Source organism: Aquibacillus albus, from assembly GCF_016908325.1.
Lineage (GTDB): Bacteria > Bacillota > Bacilli > Bacillales > Amphibacillaceae > Aquibacillus_A > Aquibacillus_A albus.
Genome location: NZ_JAFBDR010000026.1, coordinates 34,866 through 60,625, shown reverse-complemented (window position 1 = coordinate 60,625; position 25,760 = coordinate 34,866). Strand labels below are relative to the sequence as shown.

Genomic DNA, 25,760 nt, shown 5'->3' with positions numbered 1-25,760 from the left:
GGTCACACCTGTTCCCATGCCGAACACAGTAGTTAAGCTCTCCAGCGCCAATGGTAGTTGGGGCTTTGCCCCTGCGAGAGTAGGACGTCGCCAGGAAATATATAAAATAACCCAGTGAAGCTTTTGCTTTTCTGGGTTATTTTTTTATTAATTAACATGTGGGTAAAAAAACCATCTTAGTAAATTTAATTTTTAATGAATTACGTTGTACTAGTATTAATAAGTTAGGTAGTACAAGTTAAAATAGTTTAATACATATAGAAGAAGTAGGAAAATATATATGGTAGTGAATGGGGGATAATTATGCTTTGGGAAACGATATTTGATGACAATTTTATATTAATGATGAATAGGATTTTCTTTGCACTTATTTTATCTGGGTTAATAGGCTTTGAGAGGGAATTGAAAAATCACTCAGCAGGGTTTAGAACACATATTCTCGTTGGTGTTGGATCTTGTTTAATGATGCTACTATCATTATATGGTTTTGAAGCATACACTCAAAATTATGAGTATGTCAGATTTGATCCAGCTCGTATTCCTTCTTACGTTATAAGTGGTATAGGTTTTTTAGGTGCAGGTACGATTATTGTCAACGGTATGACAATTCGTGGTTTAACTACTGCAGCTTCAATATGGGCAGTTGCAGGTTTAGGATTAGTGGTAGGGGCAGGTATGTATAAAGCTGCGGTTTTAACAACCATTGTTATCCTATTAAGTCTTGTTTTATTAAATAACCTTGAAAGACATTTTCGTTCTAAAAAGAATAGGATTGCGATTCAACTAGTTGTAGCCAATGATTTGAATATTGACCAATTATTATCCATATTCAAGGAAAAAAATGTAAAAGTAGAAAAATTAGAGATTGAGAAAGAAGCAGAGGATAGAAGATTATTTATATACTTATCACACACAAAAACAATAAACAAGTTTAAATTATTTGATCATATATCTAAAATTGATCATATCAAACAAGTTACGGAGCGACAGTAAAGTTATCCATGTTTTAATTTAAAATACCTAGTTTTTTTTCAAAGTATAAAGGCAAGAATGGTTATTAGAGATTGTTCCAAATGGTAAACGGAGAATCTTGGTTGGCTGGTTTCTTATTCGTCAACTTTTTGAACATGGTCTATTAACATTTTATGTTTGCAACAGCAAGAACGACAAAGTATAATAAAAATATAGTCAAAGATAGTCAAAGTCAAAGAGAGGAGGAGGGCTAGATGCGAAATATCTCTGACGTGATTGAGGATTATCTTAAAAAAATACTTCAAAATAATACACAAAATGCTATTGAAATAAAACGAAGTGAAATTGCAGATCGTTTTGAATGTGTTCCTTCCCAAATAAATTATGTGATTAACACTCGCTTTACTGTGGAAAAGGGATATATAGTGGAAAGTAAACGCGGGGGTGGGGGTTACATTCGTATTATCCGAATAACGAATGAAGATAAAGCAAAATTAATCGATGAAATTATCGAGATGATTCACCCCACTGTAACCCAGCAGGCTGCTATTGATATACTGGAACGACTGTTAGAAGAAGAGATAATAACGAATCGAGAGGCCAAGATTATGGTCAGTGCGATTAATAGAAATACTCTTGCTTTCCAATTACCTGTTCGAGATGAAATAAGGTCCAGAATCATGACGGCTATGCTATCTGCTTTAAAACATTAAAGTAGTAAGGAGGTAAGGCTGTATGGATTGCCAAGAATGTCAGGAACGACCAGCTACTTTGCATTTTACAAAAGTAGTGAATGGTAATAAGACAGAGATACATGTGTGTGAACAATGTGCAAAAGAAAAAGGTTACGTTTCGTATGATGAAGAGGCATATTCTTTGCATGATTTACTTTCGGGTTTATTTAACTTCAATTCATCTTCGATTAACAAGAACAGTGAATTTGTCCAAAGTCAGGTTTTGACATGTGATAATTGTAGTATGACCTATCAAGATTTTACCCGAGTCGGTAAATTTGGTTGTGCGGAATGCTATCATGCTTTTTCAGAACATTTAAATCCTATTTTTCGTAGAGTTCATAGTGGAAACACGACACACGATGGCAAGATACCTAAGCGAATTGGTAGTGATTTAAGCTTAAAGAGAACATTAAGTGATTATAAGGAAAAATTACAGAATTTAATCAAAAATGAAGAGTTTGAGCAAGCCGCCAAAGTTCGGGACCAAATTAAAGAAATTGAACGGGAACTATATAAAGGCGGGGGTGATGAATAATGTCCTTGCAACAATTTATGAATGAAGCAATTAGTCCTTGGATGAAGGAAGAGGGTCCTGATAGTGACATTGTCATGAGTAGCAGAATCCGGTTAGCAAGGAACTTAGACCAAGCACCATTTCCTATTATTGCTAAACAAAGTGAATTAACGAAAATATTAGAATATATAAAGGAAGAATATCATCATCAAACGTTTAAAACATATCATGATTTAGAGTTCGTAAATATGAAGGATTTAAAGCCAATCGAAAAGCGCGTACTCGTTGAAAAACATTTAATTAGCCCTCATTTAGCAGAAAAATCAGAACAAGGGGGCGTGTTAATATCAGAAAGTGAACAGGTTTCTGTCATGATTAATGAGGAAGATCATATCAGAATACAACTATATTTTCCTGGATTCCAGTTGGAAAAAGCATTAGAGCAAGCTTTTGAGATTGATGACTGGTTAGAGGAAAAAATAAATTACGCGTTTGATGAAAATAAAGGCTATTTAACAAGCTGTCCAACCAATGTAGGAACAGGGATGCGCGCATCTGTGATGATGCATTTACCAGCCTTAGCAATCACCCAAAAAATCAATCGAATGATTCCTGCAATTAGTCAGCTAGGACTTGTGGTTAGAGGTATATATGGAGAGGGGAGCGAGGCATTAGGAAATATTTTTCAAATATCTAACCAAATTACTTTAGGAAGATCAGAGATGGATATAGTAGGAGATTTACAAAGCGTTGTCGAAAAGTTAATAGAGGAGGAACGAAAGGCTCGCCAATTATTAGTAGAGCAATCATCAATACAACTAGAGGATAGAATTTTTCGTTCCTATGGCATTTTAGAGCATAGTCGTATTATCGAATCAAAAGAGACTGCGAAATGCTTATCTGATGTAAGGCTTGGTATAGATGTTGGGTTTATTAAGAATATTTCAAAAACGATACTGAATGAGTTAATGGTATTAACCCAACCAGGTTTTTTACAGCAGTATGCGAAAGAAGCATTATCTCCTGAGGAAAGAGATATATTAAGAGCTTCATTAATAAGAGAACGACTAAACATAGAAAATGGATAGGAGGAATGCCTAATGATGTTTGGGCGATTTACAGAAAGAGCACAAAAAGTACTAGCACTCTCCCAAGAAGAAGCGGTTAGACTTGGTCACAATAACATTGGAACAGAGCATATTCTATTAGGTTTAGTGAGTGAAGGCGGTGGAATTGCTGCTAAAGCTTTAAAGTCTCTAGGCCTTGAAACAGAAAAAATTCAAGAGGAAGTAGAGCAATTAATAGGCAAAGGTCAAAAGGTGTCGCAAACAATTCATTATACTCCTCGCGCTAAAAAGGTAATCGAACTATCTATGGATGAAGCCCGTAAATTAGGTCATTCTTATGTAGGGACAGAGCACATTTTGTTAGGATTAATTCGTGAAGGTGAAGGGGTAGCAGCACGAGTATTAAATAACCTAGGTATTAGTCTGAATAAAGCTCGTCAGCAAGTGCTGCAGCTATTGGGGAGCAATGAAACCGCATCAGGACAACAGGGACGAGGCGGACAGTCTACAAATGCAAGTACTCCAACATTAGATTCCCTCGCTAGAGATTTAACGGCAATTGCTAAAGAAGGAAATATTGATCCGGTCATTGGTCGTGAAAAAGAAATTGAACGAGTTATTCAAGTGTTAAGTCGTCGTACAAAAAACAATCCTGTATTAATTGGGGAACCGGGTGTTGGTAAAACTGCTGTTGCTGAAGGATTAGCGCAACAAATTGTGAATAATGAAATTCCGGAAATATTACGAGACAAACGAGTGATGACATTAGATATGGGTACCGTAGTAGCCGGGACGAAATATCGCGGTGAATTTGAAGATCGTTTGAAAAAAGTAATGGAGGAAATTCGTCAAGCAGCTAATATCATTTTATTTATTGATGAACTTCATACATTGATTGGAGCAGGTGGAGCGGAAGGTGCGATTGATGCCTCTAACATTTTAAAACCTTCGCTTGCTCGAGGTGAGTTACAATGTATTGGGGCGACAACATTAGATGAATATCGAAAATATATTGAAAAGGATGCAGCATTAGAGCGTAGATTTCAACCAATTCAAGTAGACGAACCAACCGTTGATCAGTCCATCCAAATTTTAAAAGGGTTAAGGGATCGTTATGAGGCACACCATCGTGTAACGATTACAGATGAAGCGATTGAATCAGCAGCAAAATTTTCTAATCGTTATATTACGGATCGTTTCCTACCAGACAAAGCCATTGACTTAATCGATGAAGCAGCTTCAAAAGTGCGTCTTCGTTCTTATACAGCTCCACCGAACTTGAAAGAGCTTGAACAAAAGCTTGAAGAGGTAAAGAAAGAAAAAGACGCAGCTGTTCAAAGTCAAGAATTCGAAAAAGCTGCTTCATTAAGAGATAGTGAACAGCGCTTACGAGAAGAGCTAGAAGAAACGAAAGAGAAATGGAAGGAAAAGCAGGGTCAAGAGAATTCAGAGGTAACAGTAGAGGATATTGCTAGTGTTGTATCCACTTGGACTGGAGTACCAGTATCTTCCTTAACAAAAGATGAAAGTGAACGATTATTACATTTGGAAGATACGTTGCATGGGCGTCTGATTGGGCAAGAAGAAGCAGTAAGGGCGGTATCAAAGGCAATCCGTCGTGCAAGAGCAGGACTCAAAGATCCGAAACGTCCAATTGGTTCATTTATCTTCCTTGGACCAACAGGTGTTGGTAAAACAGAGCTTGCACGTGCATTAGCTGAATCCATGTTTGGTGACGAGGATTCGATGATACGGATTGATATGTCCGAGTACATGGAGAAGCATTCCACTTCGCGTTTAGTAGGCTCACCTCCGGGATATGTAGGTTATGAAGAAGGCGGACAGTTAACGGAAAAGGTAAGAAGAAAGCCTTATTCTGTCGTACTTCTAGATGAGGTTGAAAAAGCCCACCCTGAAGTATTTAATATATTACTTCAAGTGTTAGAGGATGGACGATTAACAGATTCAAAAGGACGTGTCGTTGACTTCCGTAATACGGTATTAATTATGACATCCAACGTTGGTGCAAGTGAGTTGAAGCGAAACAAATATGTTGGTTTTAGTCTTGGTGATGAGGAAGAAAACTACAAGGGAATGAAATCAAAAGTAATGGACGAAATGAAAAAAGCTTTTCGCCCAGAATTCCTAAATCGAATTGATGAGATGATTGTCTTCCACTCACTAGAAAGAAAGCACATGAAAGACATTGTTTCACTGATGGTCAACCAGCTGCAAAAACGATTAACGGAACAAGAGATTGACTTTACATTGACAGATAAGGCGTTAGAAAAAATTGCAAATGAAGGCTTTGATCCAGAGTATGGGGCAAGACCTCTACGTCGATCTCTTCAAAAAAATGTAGAAGATTTGCTTTCCGAAGAATTATTGAAGGAAACTATCCAAAAAGGGCAAAAAATTGAAATAGATGTTAATGACAATGGAGAATTTACTGTCTCGGCACAATGAGTATAGTTTAAATCTAGTTAAGGCGATTTAAAAATCGGAAGGTGGATGCCTTCCGATTTTTTTCACACGTTAAGAAAGCATAAAATTTTAGCAGAGAAGTAATTCGACGTCGTAAAAATTTTTAGGGACTAAGTATAAGCGCTACTAGGTGATCGCCTGCGCCTAAAGGCTTGGCGCTAGTCAAATTTTCTTTAAAAGATAAGGTTAGATAGTTAAGTGAACTTTAGGCAAAAGTTTAAAACAAATGATAGGATTTTGTAACTTTTATGTCACCTAATTCGTATAAAATTGTAATAGAACTTGTTCAAAAAAAGTTACCAACTGATAGTCGAATTTTAACATGGATTATTCTGAACATGTACTAATAGGAGCGATTGACTTGGCGAAGACAAAGACAAAAACAAAGTATGTTTGCCATGAATGTGGATATGAGTCACCAAAATGGATGGGAAAATGCCCAGCTTGTCATAGCTGGAATACACTAATAGAAGAAGTAGTGGCATCTAAACAATCCTCTAGGCATATAATGGTAACTGGAGAAGCTTCGAACACCAAACCAGAAAAAATTACAGCTATACAGACGAAAGAAGAAGCTCGAATTGAAACAAATATGCCAGAGTTTAACCGAGTACTTGGCGGAGGGGTCGTACCGGGTTCATTAGTTCTAATTGGCGGTGATCCGGGAATAGGGAAATCAACTTTACTACTCCAAGTATCAGCCCAACTTGCAGATAATCGTTTAAGTGTTTTATATATTTCTGGGGAAGAATCGACCAGACAGACAAAACTACGTGCAGATCGTTTAGGTGTTACTTCGGATCAGCTGTTTGTTTTATCGGAAACAAATTTATTTTCGATTGTAAATCATATTGAACAACTAAACCCATCATTTGTTGTCATTGATTCTATTCAAACGATTTATCGAGAAGAAGTTACCAGTGCACCTGGTAGCGTTTCACAGGTTCGCGAATGTACGAGTGAATTAATGCGAATTGCTAAACAAAATAACATTCCAATTTTTATTGTAGGTCACGTTACAAAAGAAGGTTCTATTGCAGGTCCAAGATTACTAGAGCATATGGTTGATGCAGTGCTTTATTTTGAAGGCGAGCGTCATCATACGTTTCGAATTTTACGTGGGGTAAAAAATAGATTCGGAAGTACGCACGAAATGGGGATATTTGAAATGAAGGAAGAAGGACTTCGTGAAGTTCTTAACCCTTCAGAAGTTTTTTTAGAAGAAAGATCTCAAGGAGCGGCAGGATCAACTGTTGTTGCATCCATGGAGGGGAGTAGGCCTGTCTTGGTTGAAATTCAGGCATTAATTTCACCGACCAGTTATGGTAACCCGAGAAGGATGGCAACAGGAATCGATCATAATCGTGTTCCATTATTAATGGCGGTCTTGGAGAAGAGAGTGGGCTTAATGCTTCAGAACCAAGATGCTTATGTAAAAGTTGCAGGAGGGGTAAAGTTAGATGAACCGGCGATTGATTTAGCTGTTGCTATAAGCATTGCCTCCAGTTTTAAAAATCAGCCTTCCAAACCAGAAGATGTCTTTATTGGTGAAGTAGGGTTGACTGGAGAAATAAGAAGGGTTGCACGGATTGATCAACGGGTCCAAGAGGCTTCGAAGCTCGGGTTTAAACGGGCGATTATTCCAAGAAAAAATCTAGATGGCTGGACTCCTCCAACTGGTATTGAAGTTTTAGGTGTTAATACTGTACAAGAAGCGTTGAAGGAAGCATTAAGAGGTGGAAGTGAATGAATAATCAACGGACACTGGAAAAGTTGATTTAAACCAACATTTGTGTTAAAATTAAAAGTTATCAGAAGTTAGTATGAGTTGATTTTATTATGAAGAGTCTTATGAATAGGATATAATTTTAATTTTAATAAATTGCTTTGCCTTTTGAAATCCAGGATTAATTATTAAAAAATTGGAAATACTATTTTTAGGAGGTGACATTGGTGCTAAAACGAATCGTGCAATTATTTATTATTATTGCGGGTGGTACCATTGGCTATTTATATATGCCAAATATTATTGGATTAATGGATTTCACTAGTGCACAGTGGGTAAAATCACCATACATTGGTCTTGTATTAGGTGCAATTATTTTATTTCTTTTAACGTTTTGGATAGTAGATTATTTTGTTAATTTTTTGCGCTGGGTAGAAGATGTTTTGATTAAGGCTCCTGTTGCAGATTTATTTTTTGGTAGTTTAGGTATTATTGTAGGCTTAGTTATTGCATTTTTAATTAATATCCCAATTCAGGATATTCAAATTCAAGTCGTATCCCAAGTTGTGCCAATTTTTTCAACTGTCTTATTAGGTTACTTTGGTTTTCAAGTTGGATTTACTCGTAGAGATGAATTTCTGAATGCTCTAACAAAAAAGGAAAAGAAAAAGACAGCTGACGACGTCGATGATCAAGAGGAACAATCGAGAGTGAAGATATTGGATACGAGTGTGATTATTGATGGAAGAATCGCAGACATTTGTCAAACAAGCTTTTTAGAAGGAACAATTATTATTCCGCAGTTCGTATTAGAAGAGCTTCAACACATTGCAGACTCTTCTGATGTATTAAAGCGGAATAGAGGTCGTCGTGGTCTTGATGTTTTAAATCGAATGCAGAAGGATTTACCGGTCAATGTTGAAATCTATGAAGGAGATTTTGAAGACATACAAGAAGTGGATAGTAAGCTAGTTAAATTGGCCAAGGTAATTAATGGTATTGTTGTAACGAACGATTTTAACCTTAATAAAGTCTGCGAGTTTCAAAATGTGCAAGTCCTGAACATCAATGATCTTGCTAATGCGGTCAAGCCTGTTGTCCTGCCTGGTGAAGAACTAACTGTTCAAGTCATTAAGGATGGGAAAGAACAAAATCAAGGTGTTGCTTATTTAGATGATGGTACCATGATTGTTGTTGAAGAAGGAAAAGATTACATTGGTAAAACAATTGAAGTGTTAATTACTAGTGTTCTTCAAACTTCAGCTGGCAGAATGATTTTTGCAAAACCAAAATTACTTGAAAAAGCACTGTAAAAAGGGTATAACAATATAAGTGATGCAATGGTTAGTAACATCTACTAAGCATTGCAGTTGATCAGTACATGAATGTCTAGCAACCCCCACTTTTTATTTACTATAGTGGGGTTGCTGTTGTTTGTGGATGGTTACTAAACGAAAAGTGATAACGGCATGTTATCGCTTTTATTATGTAAAAAGAGTCTTGTTTGCTGAACAACACAAGTTTTTCTAATAACGGACTAATATTATTTTTACGTTTAAGGCGGAGGAGTTATGATTAAATATACCGCGATCGTTTTAGCTGCTGGACAGGGGAAACGAATGAATGCTGGTGAAAACAAGCAATTTATAAAGCTGTTAGATAAACCATTGATTATTCATACATTAGCAATCTTTGATAAAGATGATTGGTGCGAATCGATTGTTTTGGTGGCTAACCCAAAAGAAATAGATAGGATAAAAGAATTGTTAACAGAATATCAGCTGGAAAAGCAAGTTATTCTCGTTAATGGTGGCAAAGAACGCCAAGATAGTGTTCGCAATGGTGTACATAATATTAGCAATAAAAACAGTATTGTATTTATTCATGATGGAGCTAGGCCATTTGTGCAACAAATGCACCTCCATCGTTTGGCCGAGGTTGCAAGTGAAAAAGGTGCGGCATTACTAGCGGTACCAGTAACTGATACCATTAAACAGAAAACAGCTGCTACATTAACGACGCTTGACCGCAGCATTTTGTGGGCTGCGCAGACACCACAAGCTTTTCAATATCATGTGATTTTTAAAGCCCATGAACGAGCTGCAGATGATCAATTTATTGGCACAGATGATGCGTCTTTGGTAGAGCGGTTGGGAGAAAAGGTAGAGGTTGTAAGAGGCAGCTATGATAATATAAAGTTAACAACGCCAGAGGATTTGCAACGAGCAACTACTTATTTACAGAATAAAGAAGGAGAATAATTATGTTTCGTATAGGCCAAGGCTTTGATGTACATCAGTTTGCAGATAATCGCCCTTGTATTATAGGAGGGGTTGAAATCCCTTATGAGAAAGGTTTATTAGGGCATTCAGATGCAGATGTATTATTACACACGATTGCAGATGCGTGTTTAGGAGCGGTTTCAGAAGGGGATATTGGAAGACATTTTCCTGATACAGACCCAGCTTTTAAAGATGCTAATTCTGAAAAGCTTCTTCGACATGTCTGGAACATTGTGGAACAGAAAGGATACCAGCTTGGTAATTTAGATTGTACAGTAATTGCTCAACAACCGAAAATGTCACCATACATTCAACAAATAAGGGATAATATAGCTAGAATATTGAATGTTGAGATGGAACAAGTTAATGTAAAAGCCACAACTACAGAAAAGTTAGGATTTACAGGTCGAAAAGAGGGTGTTGCTGCTCAAGCTGTCGTTTTATTAAATAAAAAGTGATAAAATAAAGTGGAACTGATTGGCCGAAGAGGTATGATAAATAAAGTAACGTTAGAACGAACTGAAAGGAGTAAATCAATCATGACGAATGAAGTCCGTGTGCGTTATGCACCAAGTCCAACTGGACATTTACATATAGGAAATGCTCGAACTGCACTGTTTAACTTTTTGTATGCAAAGCATTTAGGTGGGAAATTCATTATTCGGACAGAAGATACAGATGAAAAAAGAAATGTGGCTGGCGGGGAAGAAAGTCAGCTGAATTATTTGAAATGGTTAGGAATTGAATGGGATGAAGGTGCAGATATTGGTGGAGATTTTGGCCCATATCGTCAAATGGAACGGTTGGACATTTATCAGCGCTATGTAGATGAGTTATTAGAGCGAGGATTAGCTTATAAATGTTATATGACCGAAGAGGAATTGGATGAAGAACGAGAAGAACAAAAGGCGAAGGGACAAGTTCCTAAGTATTCAGGAGCTCATCGTGATTTATCGCCAGAGCAAGTGGAACAATTTGAAGCTGAAGGCCGTAAACCTAGTATTCGTTTTCGTGTTCCGGAAAATAAATCCTATACTTTTCTTGATATGGTAAGAGGGAATATTACATTTGAATCCAGTGATTTTGGTGACTGGGTCATCATTAAGAAAAATGGGATACCAACGTATAACTTTGCGGTTGCAATTGATGATCATTTAATGAAAATTTCTCATGTACTTAGAGGAGAAGAACATATTTCTAACACACCAAAGCAAATGATGGTCTTCGAATCGTTTGGGTGGGAGCCTCCAAAATATGGTCATATGACGTTAATATTAAATGAAAACCGTAAAAAGTTAAGCAAGCGGGATGAACATATTCTTCAATTTATCGAACAATATAAAAATTTAGGGTATTTACCGGAAGCATTATTTAACTTCATCACTTTACTTGGTTGGTCTCCGGTTGGGGAAGAAGAAATTTTTACAAAGGATCAATTTATTGAAATATTTGATCCTGAAAGACTATCTACCTCTCCGGCAATTTTCGATCCAGCTAAATTAAAGTGGATGAATAACCAGTACATTAAAGCGGCAGATTTAGATGATGTTGTTGAGCTTTCTCTGCCGCATTTAGTGAAAGCCGGTAAATTACCAGAAGATATGGATGAAGAGAAAAAAGCATGGGCAATCGAGCTAATCAGCCTTTATAAGGAACAGCTTAGCTATGGAGCAGAAATAGTTGAGCTTACGGAGTTATTTTTCAAAGAAGAAATTGATTACTCAGAGGAAGCGATGAAGGTCTTAAAGGAAGAGCAAGTACCTGAAGTATTGCGTGTGTTTGCCGAAAAGGTTGAAGCAATGGAAACATTTAGTCCAGATGCCATTAAAGCTGAAATAAAAGCTACACAAAAGGAAACAAAGCAAAAAGGAAAAAAACTATTTATGCCAATACGAGTAGCTACAACCGGATCCGTTCATGGTCCAGAGCTTCCAAACTCTATTCATTTATTAGGTAAGGGTGTTATCCAGTCTCGGCTGCAAGCGGTACTAAAGCAATTATAAAGGGTTGTTATCACTCGTTGGCATTCAAAACAGATAGGATAAACGCCTATCCTAAACGAAATATTTCACATTTGAACAAAAATGTAATATATTATTACTACACATTGGAACGTTGAAGAGGAGAAGTAAAAAGCGAAGGTCTTAACCAGAGAGAATCACCACCGGCTGAAAGTGATTTTAAGCACTCGTTTTTGAAATGCACCTCTGAGTCTCTTGCTGAACGTTAGTAAGCGAGGGCGGTACTCTGCCGTTATGAAGAGTCTGAGTTGGGGAAACAAAACATTTCCCAAACAGAGTGGAACCGCGTGCGTGAGCGTCTCTGTGTTTGAAAAAAACATAGGGGCGCTTTTGTTTTGATTACTATTTTATTAGAAGGAGGCTATGGTGTGGGTATTTTTAAATTATTTAAGGATGATATAGATGTAGTGTTTGACCAGGACCCTGCCGCTCGCACCTATATCGAGGTGTTTCTTACTTATTCAGGCCTTCATGCAATATGGGCGCATCGGGTCGCTCATGTATTGTATAAAAAGAAATTCTTCTTTATTGCCCGGGTAATTTCGCAGATTAGTCGCTTTCTCACAGGGATTGAAATTCATCCAGGTGCTCAGATTGGAAGACGTTTTTTTATTGACCATGGTATGGGAGTGGTCATAGGTGAGACATGTGAAATAGGAAATAATGTCACCATCTTTCAAGGTGTTACATTAGGAGGTACTGGAAAAGAAAAAGGAAAACGTCATCCAACAATCAAAGATAATGCTTTAGTAGCGACAGGGGCAAAAGTGTTAGGGTCTATTACAATTGGAGAGAACTCAAAAGTAGGTGCAGGGTCTGTTGTTTTACATGATGTCCCAGCTAATTCCACGGTTGTCGGTATTCCGGGTAGAGTGGTAGTACAAAATGGGGAGCGAGTTAGAAAAGATTTAGACCATCATAAACTACCAGATCCAATTTCTGAATTGTTAAAGGAAATGGAAGCAGAGATTGCGTCTTTAAAAGAACAACTACATGAACAAAAAGGAGTGAAATCAGATGGGGATAAAAATTTATAATACATTAACAAGAAAGAAGGAAACCTTTCAAACAATTGAAGACGGAAAAGTACGAATGTATGTCTGTGGTCCTACTGTTTATAATTATATTCATATTGGAAATGCAAGACCAGCGATTGTTTTTGATACGGTTCGCCGCTATCTAGAATATAAAGGCTATGAAGTGAAGTATGTATTGAACTTCACAGATGTGGATGACAAAATTATTAAAGCAGCCAATGAACGAGGTGAGGATGTTCCTACCATTGCACAGCGCTTTATTGATGCTTATCTTGAAGATGTTAAGGCGTTGGGTGTAAAACAAGCGGTTCATCATCCGAGGGTAATGGAAACAATGGATGACATTATTGAATTTATTGCAACGCTAGTAGATAAGGGCTATGCATATGAGGCAGAAGGTGACGTTTATTTTAAAACACGAGCATTTGAAGGCTATGGTAAGTTATCCCACCAATCCATCGATGAATTGCGGTCAGGTGCAAGAATTCAAATTGGAGAAAAAAAGGAAGATCCATTAGATTTTGCCCTATGGAAGGAAGCGAAGCCTGAGGAGATTGCTTGGGACTCACCGTGGGGAAAAGGCAGACCTGGCTGGCACATTGAATGCTCAGCTATGGCGAAAAAATATTTAGGGGAAACCATTGATATTCATGCAGGTGGCCAAGATCTTGCATTCCCACACCATGAGAATGAAATTGCTCAATCAGAAGCAGGTACAGGAAAAACCTTTGCGAAATATTGGATGCATAACGGTTATATTAATATCGATAATGAAAAGATGTCTAAATCATTGGGGAACTTCGTGTTGGCGCATGATTTAATCAAGCAACATGACCCTCAGGTTTTGCGGTTCTTTATGTTAAGTGTTCATTATCGAAATCCTATTAATTTTAGTGAGTCTTTATTAGAAGGCGCCAAGAATAGCTTTGAACGGATAACGAACGCTTATCAAAATTTGGAGCATCGTAAAGCTTCTAGTACTAACTTAGATGAAGATGAAAATGAATGGTTAGAAAAGGTTAATCATTATATTAATCGTTTTGAAGAAGAAATGGATGATGATTTTAACACGGCAAATGCAATTGCTGTTCTATTTGATGTTACGAAAGATGCGAATGTTTATTTACAATCACAGCAAACATCTGAGAAGGTTATTGAAAGGTTTCAAACGTTAATTCAAACAATACTTGGTATTTTGGGAATTGAATTAGCTAATGACGATGCGTTGTTAGATGAAGAAATTGAAGCATTAATTAATAAGCGGATAGAGGCTAGGAAGAATAGAGATTTTGCATTAGCAGATAAAATAAGAGATGATTTGAAAGAACAAAACATTATCTTGGAAGATACACCTCAAGGAACGCGCTGGAAAAGAGGGTAAGTGATGACTGCTATTGATGTAAAGCAAATGAAAAGTTTAACACTAGCCTACATGGGTGATGCTGTATATGAATTATATGTAAGGCAGTTTTTAATTAAGAAAGGTAAAATAAAGCCACAAAATCTTCACGAATTAGCGGTGAAATTTGTTTCAGCAAAATCACAAGCAAAGGTGATTTTAAAATGGTTAGATCAGAAGCTGTTAGACAGTGAAGAGGAAAGTGTTGTTCGGAGGGGCAGAAATGCAAAGTCTGGTTCTGTCCCTAAGAATACAGATGTAACAACTTATCGTTATAGTACAGCATTTGAAGCCTTGATTGGATATTTATATTTGGACCAAAGGGTGGACAGGCTAGAGGAATTAATTTTTTTAGCAATTTCCTATGTAGAGAAAGGAGATGAGTGAATATGGCTGAGGAGTGGATTATAGGCAAAAATCCAGTAATAGAAGCTTTGAAATCAGGAAGATCCATGAATAAGCTTCTCGTATCCGATCAATTGCATCGTCATTCGTTTCAAAAGATACAAGCATTAGCGAAACAAAACGGCATTACAGCTCAGCAAGTTCCTAAACAACGCATCGATCAATTGGTTGATGGTAACCACCAAGGAGTCATTGCCTCTGTAGCAGCGTATGAATATCAAACGTTAGATGATTTATTTGCGGTTGCGCAAGCCCGTAACGAAGAACCGTTTTTCATGATTTTAGATGAAATAGAAGATCCACATAACTTAGGTTCCATTTTAAGAACTGCTGATGCCACCGGAGTCCATGGTGTGATTATCCCCAAACGGCGCTCTGTTGGGTTAACTGCAACTGTTGCAAAGACTTCTGTAGGAGCAATTGAATATGTACCAGTTGCTAGAGTAACAAATATTGCAAAGACAATTGAAGAATTAAAGGAAAGAAATGTATGGGTGGTAGGCACTGAAGCTGAAGGTACGGAAGACTATCGTGAGTTAGATGGGAATATGGCAATAGCGCTGGTAATCGGTAATGAAGGTAAAGGAATGAGTCGCCTTGTTAGAGAAAAGTGTGATTGGACGGTTCGTCTTGCAATGAAAGGAAAGGTAACGTCTTTAAATGCCTCTGTAGCGGCTGGCCTGTTGATGTATGAAGTGTACCGAAAACGGTATCCCGTCGGTGATTAACTAATGGTCGTATTAATAGTTGATGGATACAATATTATTGGGGATTGGCCAGAATTAAAGAAACTAAAGGATAAAGATCTTGATCAGGCAAGGAAGATGTTAATCGAGAAAATGGCTGAGTATCAGGCTTATCAAGGGCATCGGGTAATTATCGTGTTTGATGCCTACTACGTTCGGGGTCTTGAAGCGAAAACAAAAAGCTATAATGTAGAGGTTATTTATACGAAAGAAAATGAAACGGCAGATGAATGTATAGAGCGGTTAGTAAAAGGAATAAAAAATGTTAGAACACAGGTCTATGTGGCTACATCTGATTATACGGAACAACGGACTATTTTTGCCCAAGGTGCTTTGCGGAAATCTGCACGGGAACTCTATATTGAAACAAACAATATTCAACAAGAAATTGCGGAAGATATTAATCAGCATAAAAACAAACAGCCAATAACCAAAATTCCTATTAAAAAAGATATACTAGAAGTGTTTGAAAAGTGGAGGCGTGGTGACAAGTAAACAAAAGGTTTTGTTGACGATGTTGAAGCGCTTCCTGTATAATACTTCTATATATTCACGGCATAAGATCGGGGGGCGTCCATGTTGAGTGCTATGCACATAGATGCAGACAAGCAAGAAAAAGAATTAGACCTTCTTGAAGATGATGAGATCATCTCACTCGTTCACTCTGGGCATAGTCAAGCGTTGGACTATCTAATAAATAAATACCGTAATTTTGTTCGTGCCAAGGCGAGGACTTATTTTTTAATTGGAGCAGATCGTGAAGATATTGTGCAAGAAGGTATGATAGGATTATACAAGGCAATTCGAGATTATAAGGGAGACAAGCTTTCTTCCTTTAAGGCGTTTGCAGAGCTATGTGTCACGCGACAAATTATTACAGCGATTAAAACCGCGACAAGGCAAAAGCATATCCCATTAAATTCTTACGTATCATTGGACAAGCCTATTTATGACGAAGAGTCAGACCGTACATTATTAGATGTTATTGCAGGTTCAAAAACCATTGATCCCCAAGAGTTACTTGTAAATCAAGAAAAGTTTGGTGACATGGAATGTAAAATGTCAGAATTATTAAGCGAATTAGAAAGACAGGTCCTTACTTTATATTTAGATGGTCGCTCCTATCAAGAAATTTCTGTAGAATTAAAGCGTCATGTAAAATCGATCGATAACGCATTACAGCGAGTAAAGCGTAAGTTGGAACGATACCTTGAAATTAGTGAAATTACTTTGTAAATAGTATTCAACATAGCTAATAAATGATGGTATATTTTACAAATGGATTGTATAATAGGTCTATTTATAGAGCATTGACAGGCACTAGTAACCGTGCTACATTAGTACAAGTGAAAACCCTTCGTAATGGGGTGTGATTATGAGTAATAAAGTTATATTAGCGTGCGTTGAATGTTTAAGCAGAAACTATAGCACGAGTAAAAATAAGACGACGAAATCTGAACGGCTAGAAGTTAGAAAGTTTTGTAAAAGATGTGGGGTTTATACATTACATCGAGAAACAAAGTAAGAAGCTAAGAAGTTGGCGTAAGTTTGGAGGTACAGCCTGTGAATCTCTTTACATTCTTCAAAAATGTATCCAGAGAAATGAAAAAAGTATCATGGCCAAGAGGCAATGAATTGACTCGTTATACGATAACGGTAGTATCAACAGTTGCTTTTGTGTCAGTGTTCTTTGCAATCGTAGATTTGGGAATCACACAAATTCTTAATTTATTATTTGAATAATAATAGGAAATTTATGCTATAATGTTTAATAATAGATGAAACACACATCGTAAAACCCGTTATACGGGTTTTTTAATTTGAAAAAAATACTTATAGAAATTGTTATAAGTTCGGATAAACTGTTAAAAGTTAACTTCAAAATAAGGGAGGGAAGGGCAAGTATTGTCCTGAAGAATGGAAAAACAATGGTATGTCGTTCATACGTATTCTGGTTATGAAAACAAAGTTAAAACGAATCTAGAAAAAAGATTAGAGTCAATGGGAATGGAAGATAAAATATTTCGTGTGCTAGTACCTGAAGATGAAGAAACCGAATTTAAGAATGGTAAAAAGAAGATTGCAAAAAAGAAAGTTTTTCCTGGGTACGTGTTGGCAGAAATGATTATGACAGACGATTCTTGGTACGTCGTTCGAAATACTCCGGGTGTAACTGGGTTTGTAGGATCGTCGGGCTCAGGGTCGAAACCTACCCCTCTCTTACCAGAAGAAGTAGAAGTTATCCTTAAACGTATGGGAATGGAAGAAACTGTTACGGAGATTGATTTTGAAATAAAAGAAAGTGTTCGAGTAACTGATGGCCCGTTCACTAATTTTACAGGTACAATTGAACACATTGATTTGGACAAGCAAAAGGTTAAAGTGCACGTAAATATGTTTGGTAGAGAAACACCTGTAGAGTTAGATTTTTCGCAATTAGAAAAGTTATAGAAAAATTTTCTAACTTGTGGATTTTAAATTCACTTAAACAATGACTTGCATTTTATGACTATAAATGCTAAAATTCTTATGTTCTTTATGCCTCGAGTATAAGGTTAGTTTTTGCATATGAAATGGAGTGGGAGGGGCAAACCCTATTACCACATCACGGACTTAAGGAGGTGTGTCTCGTGGCTAAAAAAGTTATTAAAGTAGTAAAACTTCAAATCCCAGCTGGAAAAGCGAATCCAGCACCGCCAGTTGGACCAGCATTAGGTCAAGCAGGTGTTAACATCATGGGATTTTGTAAGGAATTTAATGCCCGTACGCAAGAGCAAGCTGGTATGATTATTCCGGTAGAAATCACGGTTTTTGAGGACCGTTCATTTACATTTATCACAAAAACCCCACCTGCTGCTGTTCTACTTAAGAAAGCAGCTGGAATTGAAACTGCTTCAGGTGAACCAAACCGTAATAAAGTTGCGACTCTAAAGCGTGACAAAGTAAGAGAAATTGCGGAAACGAAAATGCCTGATTTAAATGCTGCTGATGTAGAAGCTGCTATGCGTATGGTAGAAGGTACTGCGCGTAGTATGGGTATTGTTATCGAAGACTAATCCCACAGCATTGTGCATAGATAGGGGAGGTTGCGAGCATGGGTTGATGCCATTTCGCAACCTTTATTATCGTCAGATTAGCTTTTTGGACACTATGCAATGGTAATATCATGAACCATGATATGCTACTGCGATAAAAAGTCCACTTTGCTTATATCGTGGGAGGTATAACCGTTAAAACCACAATTAGGAGGAATATAGAAATGGCTAAAAAAACAAAAAAGCAACAAGAGGCTTTAAAGATTGTTGATCGCACACAAGCTTACGAAGTAAAAGAAGCGTTAGAAATAGTGAAAAAAGCTGCTTCAGCAAATTTTGATGAAACAGTAGAAGCTGCATTTCGTTTAGGCGTAGACCCAAAGAAAGCAGACCAACAAATTCGTGGAGCAATGGTATTGCCTCATGGAACAGGAAAAACTCAAACAGTATTGGTATTTGCTAAAGGTGATAAGGCAAAAGAAGCAGAAGCAGCAGGTGCTGACTATGTTGGAGACCAAGAACTTATTAACAAAATTAACCAAGGTTGGTTTGAGTTTGATGTTGTTGTGGCAACTCCGGACATGATGGCTGAAGTTGGTAAACTTGGACGTGTATTAGGGCCAAAAGGTCTAATGCCAAATCCAAAAACGGGAACTGTTACGTTTGAAGTAGAAAAAGCTGTAAAAGAAATTAAAGCTGGTAAAGTAGAATACCGTGTAGACAGACAATCAAACATCCATGTTCCAATTGGAAAAGTATCATTTGACTTAGAAAAACTTGTAGAAAACTTTGAGGCATTAGCTGACACGTTAGTTAAAGTGAAGCCACAAGCTTCAAAGGGTATCTATATGCGTAATGCGTCAGTGACTTCAACAATGGGACCTGGTGTAAAAGTTGATGTTTCTGCATTTGCTAAATAACTATTGACTTCGCAATAATAGTTAGCTATAATAAACGATGTTGCTAAAAAGCACTCGAAAAAGTGCTTGTTACCATAAATGAATAACGTTATACCGTAGACAGTAGGTGCACGTTGCTTAATTTCCTACCGAGGTGTTTGGGATAAGATAAATGGAAATTTGTCTGTAATATCAACAAGCCTCTATGTCTGCATAGAGGCTTGTTTTTATGCGGCCCTTTGTAAATAGGATTTAAACTACAACTATTAAACGGTATGATGTAAAGTCAATAGGAGGTGGAACAATGTCAAAAGTAATCGAGCATAAGAAACAAATCGTGACTGAAATTGCTGACAAGTTCCGCGAAAGTAAATCTACAATTGTTGTAGATTACCGTGGACTTGATGTAGCTGAAGTGACAGAGCTTCGTACACAGTTACGTGAAGCTGGAGTTGACTTCAAAGTTTACAAAAACACGATGACAAGACGTGCTACAGAAGCTACTGAACTTACTGATTTAGACGCTGCACTTGTTGGACCAACAGCCATTGCGTTCAGTAATGATGATGTAGTAGCTCCTGCCAAGATCCTTAACAACTTTGCTAAGGAGCACAATGCACTTGAAATCAAGGGCGGGGTAATTGAAGGACAGGTTGCTAGCCTTGAACAAATTAAAGAACTTGCGGATCTTCCAAATTACGAGGGTCTACTATCTATGCTGCTCAGCGTATTACAGGCTCCTGTACGCAACTTTGCATATGCTACAAAGGCTGTTGCAGAACAAAAAGAAGAACAAGGCGCTTAATAGCTTAGCTTTACAATGATAGACGGTTTGTCTTAAAGAATATAGTTTTATATTAAAATCAAAAAAATCTTAGGAGGAAAATAACATGTCAAAAGAACAAATTATCGAAGCGATTAAAGAAATGTCAGTTCTTGAACTTAACGATCTTGTTAAAGCAATTGAAGAAGAATTTGGAGTAACTGCTGCTGCTCCTGTAGCTGTAGCTGGTGCTGGTGGCGGAGAAGCTGCTGAAGAGCAAACGGAGTTTGACGTAGTTCTTACAGATGCTGGAGCTTCTAAAATTAAAGTTGTAAAAGCAGTACGTGAAATCACAGGACTTGGACTTAAAGATGCTAAGGATCTTGTAGATAACGCTCCTGGAGCAATTAAAGAAGGTATTGCTAAAGAAGAGGCTGAAGAAGTGAAGTCTAAGCTTGAAGAAGCTGGAGCTTCTGTTGAATTGAAGTAAGGTTTTAATAAGGTTTAACTGATTAGGGTCTGACCTAACTAGTTCACTAATATATCCATTGTATGTAGGATGTTTGATATATTGAATGCTAGAGGTTGGGCCCTATCATTTTATCTCTAAATAATAGGATTTTTCCTCTCGTTTAGATAGAGTGAAGCAACATTTGTATTTTTTACTTTGATTTTAACACCGAAGATTATCGAAGTAGAAAAATTTTTAGGCATTAAGTATAAGCGCAACTTGGCAACCACCTGCGCTTAAAGGCTTGGCGCTAGCCAAGTTTTCTAACCAATTATGATTATATCAATATCCACTGTGAATAATTTGAAAAAGTAGGTGCCGATATGTCAGAACAATACTTCTCTAAACAGCCTCAATCTAAATCTAATCCTAATACTTGGACATTTGAATTAAGGGATCATTTATTCACGTTCACTAGTGATTATGGTGTTTTTTCTAAAGGAGAAGTTGACTTTGGATCGAGGACACTAATAGATTCATTTATAGAACCTCGGGTAGATGGAGATATATTAGACCTAGGTTGTGGGTATGGTCCTATCGGATTATCTTTGGCAAAAGTTTATCCAAGTCGAAAAATTGTATTATGCGATATTAATGAAAGAGCTCTTGCTTTAGCAGAAAAGAATGCTAAGCAGAATGACATAGAAAACGTGGAATTTAAAATTAGTGATCGCTTAGAGGCCTTTCCAAATCGAAAGTTTGCTGCAGTGGCAACAAATCCTCCGATACGCGCAGGAAAGAGCGTTGTTCACCAAATGTTTCAAGATAGTTATGAAGCATTAGTACCAAATGGAGAGTTATGGGTAGTTATTCAGAAAAAACAAGGTGCCCCATCCGCGCAGAGGAAACTAGAGGAGTTATTTGGTAATGCAGACATTGTAGTAAAAAACAAAGGTTATTTTATTTTGTGTGCTAAAAAAGAATAATCATAGTCTGAATGTTAATGAAAAAATAATTGACTCTCTTTTTTCATTGTGGTAATATTGAAAAATGCCAATAGGCGAGTTCGCTTGTCAAGAGAAAAATTTTTCCCATTCATGTATGGAACTATAAAAAGTTGGAAATACTGGTAAAATAGGAGAAAAATCACAATCATTTTCTTTACTTAATTGGGTTTTTCAGTACTTGTATGGGTAAAGGAAAACTTCAACACAATTCTTTCATTCAATTACAAACTTTATAAAGTTTGTAATTGAACTTTCCTTTTTAAGCATGTTGAATGTATGAGTAACATTCGCTCATAGCGGATGCAATATAAAGCTTGTAAGATAATTTATATTTTACAAGGTTATTCGGTTTTGTAAACTGAATAATTGTTCTGCACTTATTAGATTATACCTTGTCCATTCATCTTGTCAATTATTGTTGAATGGAAAAGTAAACTTTTTAAGTGCATCAAGCTTACCTGTTTAAAACGGTATGGCTTTTTGTTTTTTATTCTAGATTTGAGGGGTGAATCAGTTGACAGGTCAACTAGTTCAGTATGGACGACACCGCCAACGTAGAAGTTATGCACGCATCAGTGAAGTACTAGAATTGCCGAATCTTATCGAAATTCAAACTGCATCCTATGATTGGTTTTTAGAAGAAGGTTTGAGGGAAATGTTTCAAGACATTTCACCGATTGAGGACTTTGCAGGAAACCTATCTTTAGAATTTGTAGATTATAGTTTAGGTGAACCAAAATATTCTGTAGATGAGTCCAAAGAAAGAGATGTAACTTATAACGCTCCTCTTCGTGTGAAAGTACGTCTTCTCAATAATGAAACTGGTGAAGTTAAGGAGCAAGAAGTATTTATGGGCGACTTCCCATTAATGACTGACACGGGTACTTTTATCATCAATGGAGCTGAACGTGTTATTGTTTCCCAGCTTGTTCGTTCGCCTAGTGTTTATTTTAGTCAAAAAATAGACAAAAACGGGAAAAGAGGTTATACAGCGACCGTTATTCCGAATCGAGGAGCATGGTTAGAGTTTGAAACGGATGCTAAAGATGTAGTTCATGTCCGAATTGATCGTACAAGGAAATTACCAATAACGGTGCTTCTGAGAGCGTTAGGTTTTGGGAATGACCAAGAGATTATTGATCTTATTGGAGAAAATGAATACTTAAAAAACACGCTTGAAAAGGACAATACAGAAACTAGTGAAAAAGCGTTGTTAGAAATTTATGAGCGTTTACGACCAGGTGAACCACCGACTGTCGAAAATGCTAAAAGTTTACTTGTTTCACGCTTTTTTGATCCTAAGCGTTATGACCTTGCACATGTAGGGCGCTATAAAATAAACAAAAAGCTGCACATAAAAAACAGACTGTTTAACCAAATTCTTGCGGAGCCACTAGTAAATCCGGAGACAGGGGAAATGATTGCAGAAAAAGGTGATAAATTAGATCGCCGTTTACTTGATAAGGTTCTACCTTACCTGGATACAGAAGAAAATAGCTTTGGTGAAGTAGACTTACAACCACATGAAGGGGTATTGGAAGAACCGATAAAAATTCAATCGATAAAAATTGTTGATCCAACTGACCCTGAAGGGGAACGAACCCTGAATGTAATCGGTAATGCAAATGTGGAAAATGGCATTAAGAATATTGCTCCGGCAGATATTCTAGCTGCAATTAGCTACTTCTTTAATATATTACACCAAGTTGGTGATACAGATGATATCGACCACTTAGGTAATCGTAGATTGCGCTCTGTAGGTGAATTGTTACAAAATCAATTTAGAATTGGTTTATCCAGAATGGAACGAGTTGTTCGTGAACGTATGTCCATTCAAGACACTTCATCTATTACACCGCAACAATTAATTAATATACGGCCTGTCATTGCTTCAATTAAAGAGTTTTTCGGAAGTTCTCAGTTATCGCAGTTTATGGATCAAACCAATCCATTAGCTGAGTTAACGCATAAACGACGTCTATCTGCGCTAGGTCCAGGTGGTTTGACTCGTGAACGTGCAGGTTTTGAAGTTCGTGACGTCCACTATTCTCACTACGGACGCATGTGTCCAATTGAAACGCCTGAGGGTCCGAATATCGGATTGATTAACTCCTTGTCATCTTACGCTAAAGTAAATAAATTCGGTTTTATTGAAACACCTTATCGAAAGGTAGATCCCGAGACTGGGAAAGTAACCGACCACGATGACTATTTAACCGCTGATGAAGAAGATAATTACGTAGTGGCACAGGCGAATGCTCGCTTAGCTGAAGATGGTTCATTTATGGATGATGAAGTAATCGCGCGTTTTCGAGGCGAAAACACAATTGTAAGCAGAGATCGAATTGATTATATGGATGTTTCACCTAAACAGGTTGTATCTGCTGCGACTGCTTGTATTCCTTTCTTAGAAAACGATGACTCGAACCGTGCACTGATGGGTGCGAACATGCAACGTCAAGCGGTTCCATTACTGCAACCAAAATCACCTATCGTTGGTACGGGGATGGAATATGTATCAGGTAAAGATTCGGGTGCTGCTGTTATTAACAGGCATGAAGGAATTGTAGAACGAGTAGAAGCAAAAGAGGTGTACGTCCGCCGAGTTTCAGAGGTGGATGGTAAACAAGTAAAAGGTGACCTGGATCGCTATCGTTTACAAAAATTCATTCGTTCCAATCAAGGAACCTGTTATAACCAGAGACCGATTGTAAGTGTAGGGGACCATGTCGTTAAAGGAGAAATTCTAGCTGATGGACCTTCCATGGAAGATGGAGAGCTTGCACTTGGTCAAAATGTTCTTGTGGCATTTATGACTTGGGAAGGTTATAACTACGAGGATGCCGTTATTATGAGTGAGCGGCTTGTGAAAGATGATGTTTACACGTCGATTCATATTGAAGAATATGAATCGGAAGCTCGCGATACAAAGCTTGGACCTGAGGAAATCACAAGGGATATTCCTAATGTCGGTGAAGACGCATTACGAAACCTTGATGAGCGTGGCATTATTCGAGTTGGTGCAGAAGTAGGCGATGGTGATTTACTTGTAGGTAAAGTAACGCCAAAAGGTGTGACAGAGTTATCTGCGGAAGAACGTCTATTACATGCAATCTTCGGTGAAAAGGCACGTGAGGTTCGGGATACATCCTTACGAGTTCCACATGGTGCAGGAGGTATTATTTTAGATGTTAAAATCTTTAATCGAGAAGATGGAGATGAGCTTCCTCCTGGTGTAAATCAGTTAGTTCGTGTTTATATCGTTCAAAAACGTAAAATCCATGAAGGAGATAAAATGGCTGGTCGTCACGGTAATAAAGGTGTTATTTCAAAAATATTACCGGAAGAAGATATGCCGTTTTTACCAGATGGAACACCTGTAGATATTATGTTGAATCCATTGGGTGTGCCTTCACGAATGAATATTGGACAGGTGCTAGAGCTTCATTTGGGTATGGCTGCAAGACAGCTAGGGATCCATGTTGCTTCTCCGGTATTTGATGGTGCCCGTGAAGAAGATGTGTGGGAGACTTTAGAGGAAGCTGGTCTTCCGAGAGATGCAAAAACAGTATTGTATGATGGTCGAACAGGTGAACCGTTCGATAATCGTATTTCTGTTGGTGTTATGTATATGATTAAGCTTGCACACATGGTTGATGACAAGTTACACGCACGTTCAACCGGCCCTTACTCATTGGTTACGCAACAACCACTTGGAGGTAAAGCACAATTTGGTGGTCAGCGTTTTGGTGAGATGGAGGTATGGGCACTAGAGGCTTATGGTGCTGCTTATACCCTTCAGGAAATTCTTACTGTCAAATCAGATGATGTTGTCGGACGTGTGAAAACTTACGAAGCGATTGTAAAAGGCGATAATGTACCTGAACCAGGCATCCCTGAATCATTTAAAGTATTGATTAAGGAACTTCAGAGTCTGGGAATGGATGTTAAAATGCTAACAAGCGATGAACAAGAAATTGATCTTCGAGATGTTGAAGAAGATGATGCACAGTCAGCTGATAAATTTAATTTAGAAGTAGAAGAAAGATAGGTAAGATTATGGTAAGAATTTGAATGTATGACTTTTGGAGGGAGTACGTAACGATGCCGATTCATGTTAGTCACAATCCAATGGGGCATTGTTCGTACACCTCTAAAAGATGAAATATGGCTCTTTGCTTCGGGTAAAACCTTAGACTAAAAGGGAGGTAGGCC

The 25,760-nt window shown here is 37.5% G+C and carries 25 protein-coding genes, 1 rRNA gene and 2 other annotated features; all 26 genes read left to right on the top strand.

The features are described 5' to 3' along the window. Positions 1-96, top strand: a 5S ribosomal RNA gene (gene rrf / locus JOC48_RS17905); the annotation flags it as partial. A 207-nt stretch (positions 97-303) separates the two neighbouring features. After that, the gene (locus JOC48_RS17900) at positions 304-993 is read left to right on the top strand and encodes an MgtC/SapB family protein (RefSeq protein ID WP_239584463.1); all 690 of its coding nucleotides are present in this window, start codon (positions 304-306) and stop codon (positions 991-993) included. 233 nt (positions 994-1,226) lie between these two features. Then, positions 1,227-1,685: a CtsR family transcriptional regulator gene (locus tag JOC48_RS17895; protein ID WP_204501784.1), complete on the top strand. Its 459-nt coding sequence runs from the start codon at positions 1,227-1,229 to the stop codon at positions 1,683-1,685. A gap of 22 nt (positions 1,686-1,707) precedes the next feature. Continuing rightward, positions 1,708-2,244, top strand: coding sequence for a protein-arginine kinase activator protein McsA (locus tag JOC48_RS17890; protein WP_204501783.1), 537 nt, complete (start codon positions 1,708-1,710; stop codon positions 2,242-2,244). Beyond that, positions 2,244-3,311, top strand: a complete 1,068-nt coding sequence (locus tag JOC48_RS17885; RefSeq protein ID WP_204501782.1) for a protein-arginine kinase McsB — start codon at positions 2,244-2,246, stop codon at positions 3,309-3,311. Before JOC48_RS17890 ends, JOC48_RS17885 begins: the two co-directional genes overlap by 1 nt. 12 nt (positions 3,312-3,323) lie before the next feature. Beyond that, positions 3,324-5,756, top strand: coding sequence for an ATP-dependent protease ATP-binding subunit ClpC (gene clpC / locus JOC48_RS17880; protein WP_204501781.1), 2,433 nt, complete (start codon positions 3,324-3,326; stop codon positions 5,754-5,756). A gap of 340 nt (positions 5,757-6,096) precedes the next feature. After that, a complete protein-coding gene (gene radA / locus JOC48_RS17875) occupies positions 6,097-7,524 on the top strand; it encodes a DNA repair protein RadA (RefSeq protein WP_204501780.1) in 1,428 nt (475 codons plus the stop codon). 203 nt (positions 7,525-7,727) lie between these two features. Continuing rightward, on the top strand, positions 7,728-8,813 hold the full coding sequence (locus tag JOC48_RS17870; protein ID WP_204501779.1) for a PIN domain-containing protein: 1,086 nt from the start codon (positions 7,728-7,730) through the stop codon (positions 8,811-8,813). Positions 8,814-9,074: 261 nt separating this feature from the next. Further along, the gene (gene ispD, locus JOC48_RS17865) at positions 9,075-9,761 is read left to right on the top strand and encodes a 2-C-methyl-D-erythritol 4-phosphate cytidylyltransferase (protein ID WP_204501789.1); all 687 of its coding nucleotides are present in this window, start codon (positions 9,075-9,077) and stop codon (positions 9,759-9,761) included. A gap of 2 nt (positions 9,762-9,763) precedes the next feature. Further along, a complete protein-coding gene (ispF, locus tag JOC48_RS17860; protein ID WP_204501778.1) occupies positions 9,764-10,240 on the top strand; it encodes a 2-C-methyl-D-erythritol 2,4-cyclodiphosphate synthase in 477 nt (158 codons plus the stop codon). 81 nt (positions 10,241-10,321) lie between these two features. Then, on the top strand, positions 10,322-11,785 hold the full coding sequence (gene gltX, locus JOC48_RS17855) for a glutamate--tRNA ligase (protein WP_204501777.1): 1,464 nt from the start codon (positions 10,322-10,324) through the stop codon (positions 11,783-11,785). 103 nt (positions 11,786-11,888) lie between these two features. Continuing rightward, positions 11,889-12,109 (top strand) — a binding site (T-box leader). A gap of 68 nt (positions 12,110-12,177) precedes the next feature. Continuing rightward, positions 12,178-12,840 (top strand): serine O-acetyltransferase, encoded by a 663-nt coding sequence (cysE, locus tag JOC48_RS17850; RefSeq protein ID WP_204501788.1) that lies wholly within the window; start codon positions 12,178-12,180, stop codon positions 12,838-12,840. Further along, on the top strand, positions 12,821-14,221 hold the full coding sequence (cysS, locus tag JOC48_RS17845; protein ID WP_204501776.1) for a cysteine--tRNA ligase: 1,401 nt from the start codon (positions 12,821-12,823) through the stop codon (positions 14,219-14,221). Before cysE ends, cysS begins: the two co-directional genes overlap by 20 nt. Positions 14,222-14,224: 3 nt before the next feature. Continuing rightward, positions 14,225-14,626, top strand: coding sequence for a Mini-ribonuclease 3 (locus tag JOC48_RS17840; protein WP_204501775.1), 402 nt, complete (start codon positions 14,225-14,227; stop codon positions 14,624-14,626). A gap of 2 nt (positions 14,627-14,628) precedes the next feature. Continuing rightward, the gene (rlmB, locus tag JOC48_RS17835; RefSeq protein WP_204501774.1) at positions 14,629-15,372 is read left to right on the top strand and encodes a 23S rRNA (guanosine(2251)-2'-O)-methyltransferase RlmB; all 744 of its coding nucleotides are present in this window, start codon (positions 14,629-14,631) and stop codon (positions 15,370-15,372) included. Positions 15,373-15,375: 3 nt separating this feature from the next. Further along, entirely contained in the window at positions 15,376-15,885 is a 510-nt protein-coding gene (locus tag JOC48_RS17830; RefSeq protein ID WP_204501773.1) for an NYN domain-containing protein, read from the top strand. A 93-nt stretch (positions 15,886-15,978) separates the two neighbouring features. Beyond that, positions 15,979-16,626: an RNA polymerase sporulation sigma factor SigH gene (sigH, locus tag JOC48_RS17825; protein ID WP_204501787.1), complete on the top strand. Its 648-nt coding sequence runs from the start codon at positions 15,979-15,981 to the stop codon at positions 16,624-16,626. Positions 16,627-16,765: 139 nt separating this feature from the next. After that, the gene (gene rpmG / locus JOC48_RS17820) at positions 16,766-16,915 is read left to right on the top strand and encodes a 50S ribosomal protein L33 (RefSeq protein ID WP_204501772.1); all 150 of its coding nucleotides are present in this window, start codon (positions 16,766-16,768) and stop codon (positions 16,913-16,915) included. 38 nt (positions 16,916-16,953) lie between these two features. Next, positions 16,954-17,133: a preprotein translocase subunit SecE gene (gene secE, locus JOC48_RS17815; protein ID WP_204501771.1), complete on the top strand. Its 180-nt coding sequence runs from the start codon at positions 16,954-16,956 to the stop codon at positions 17,131-17,133. 174 nt (positions 17,134-17,307) lie between these two features. Then, positions 17,308-17,841 carry a transcription termination/antitermination protein NusG gene (nusG, locus tag JOC48_RS17810; protein ID WP_204501770.1) on the top strand — a complete coding sequence of 178 codons (534 nt, stop codon included), beginning with the start codon at positions 17,308-17,310 and terminating at the stop codon, positions 17,839-17,841. Between the two features lie 179 nt (positions 17,842-18,020). After that, positions 18,021-18,446 carry a 50S ribosomal protein L11 gene (gene rplK, locus JOC48_RS17805; RefSeq protein ID WP_204501769.1) on the top strand — a complete coding sequence of 142 codons (426 nt, stop codon included), beginning with the start codon at positions 18,021-18,023 and terminating at the stop codon, positions 18,444-18,446. A gap of 203 nt (positions 18,447-18,649) precedes the next feature. Next, a complete protein-coding gene (gene rplA, locus JOC48_RS17800) occupies positions 18,650-19,345 on the top strand; it encodes a 50S ribosomal protein L1 (RefSeq protein ID WP_204501768.1) in 696 nt (231 codons plus the stop codon). A 75-nt stretch (positions 19,346-19,420) separates the two neighbouring features. Further along, positions 19,421-19,563 (top strand) — a sequence feature (ribosomal protein L10 leader region). Between the two features lie 65 nt (positions 19,564-19,628). Next, a complete protein-coding gene (gene rplJ, locus JOC48_RS17795; RefSeq protein WP_204501767.1) occupies positions 19,629-20,129 on the top strand; it encodes a 50S ribosomal protein L10 in 501 nt (166 codons plus the stop codon). An 85-nt stretch (positions 20,130-20,214) separates the two neighbouring features. After that, positions 20,215-20,577 (top strand): 50S ribosomal protein L7/L12, encoded by a 363-nt coding sequence (rplL, locus tag JOC48_RS17790; protein ID WP_204501766.1) that lies wholly within the window; start codon positions 20,215-20,217, stop codon positions 20,575-20,577. A 344-nt stretch (positions 20,578-20,921) separates the two neighbouring features. After that, a complete protein-coding gene (locus JOC48_RS17785) occupies positions 20,922-21,524 on the top strand; it encodes a class I SAM-dependent methyltransferase (RefSeq protein ID WP_204501765.1) in 603 nt (200 codons plus the stop codon). A 535-nt stretch (positions 21,525-22,059) separates the two neighbouring features. After that, positions 22,060-25,596, top strand: coding sequence for a DNA-directed RNA polymerase subunit beta (gene rpoB, locus JOC48_RS17780; RefSeq protein WP_204501764.1), 3,537 nt, complete (start codon positions 22,060-22,062; stop codon positions 25,594-25,596). Positions 25,597-25,760 lie beyond the last annotated feature (164 nt).

Coding starts and splice junctions, on each gene's coding strand:
- JOC48_RS17900 (WP_239584463.1), top strand. CDS start 304: ATGCTTTGGGAAACGATATTTGATGACAATTTTATATTAATGATGAAT.
- JOC48_RS17895 (WP_204501784.1), top strand. CDS start 1,227: ATGCGAAATATCTCTGACGTGATTGAGGATTATCTTAAAAAAATACTT.
- JOC48_RS17890 (WP_204501783.1), top strand. CDS start 1,708: ATGGATTGCCAAGAATGTCAGGAACGACCAGCTACTTTGCATTTTACA.
- JOC48_RS17885 (WP_204501782.1), top strand. CDS start 2,244: ATGTCCTTGCAACAATTTATGAATGAAGCAATTAGTCCTTGGATGAAG.
- clpC (WP_204501781.1), top strand. CDS start 3,324: ATGATGTTTGGGCGATTTACAGAAAGAGCACAAAAAGTACTAGCACTC.
- radA (WP_204501780.1), top strand. CDS start 6,097: ATGGATTATTCTGAACATGTACTAATAGGAGCGATTGACTTGGCGAAG.
- ispF (WP_204501778.1), top strand. CDS start 9,764: ATGTTTCGTATAGGCCAAGGCTTTGATGTACATCAGTTTGCAGATAAT.
- gltX (WP_204501777.1), top strand. CDS start 10,322: ATGACGAATGAAGTCCGTGTGCGTTATGCACCAAGTCCAACTGGACAT.
- cysS (WP_204501776.1), top strand. CDS start 12,821: ATGGGGATAAAAATTTATAATACATTAACAAGAAAGAAGGAAACCTTT.
- JOC48_RS17840 (WP_204501775.1), top strand. CDS start 14,225: ATGACTGCTATTGATGTAAAGCAAATGAAAAGTTTAACACTAGCCTAC.
- rlmB (WP_204501774.1), top strand. CDS start 14,629: ATGGCTGAGGAGTGGATTATAGGCAAAAATCCAGTAATAGAAGCTTTG.
- JOC48_RS17830 (WP_204501773.1), top strand. CDS start 15,376: ATGGTCGTATTAATAGTTGATGGATACAATATTATTGGGGATTGGCCA.
- sigH (WP_204501787.1), top strand. CDS start 15,979: ATGCACATAGATGCAGACAAGCAAGAAAAAGAATTAGACCTTCTTGAA.
- rpmG (WP_204501772.1), top strand. CDS start 16,766: ATGAGTAATAAAGTTATATTAGCGTGCGTTGAATGTTTAAGCAGAAAC.
- nusG (WP_204501770.1), top strand. CDS start 17,308: ATGGAAAAACAATGGTATGTCGTTCATACGTATTCTGGTTATGAAAAC.
- rplA (WP_204501768.1), top strand. CDS start 18,650: ATGGCTAAAAAAACAAAAAAGCAACAAGAGGCTTTAAAGATTGTTGAT.
- rplJ (WP_204501767.1), top strand. CDS start 19,629: ATGTCAAAAGTAATCGAGCATAAGAAACAAATCGTGACTGAAATTGCT.
- rplL (WP_204501766.1), top strand. CDS start 20,215: ATGTCAAAAGAACAAATTATCGAAGCGATTAAAGAAATGTCAGTTCTT.
- JOC48_RS17785 (WP_204501765.1), top strand. CDS start 20,922: ATGTCAGAACAATACTTCTCTAAACAGCCTCAATCTAAATCTAATCCT.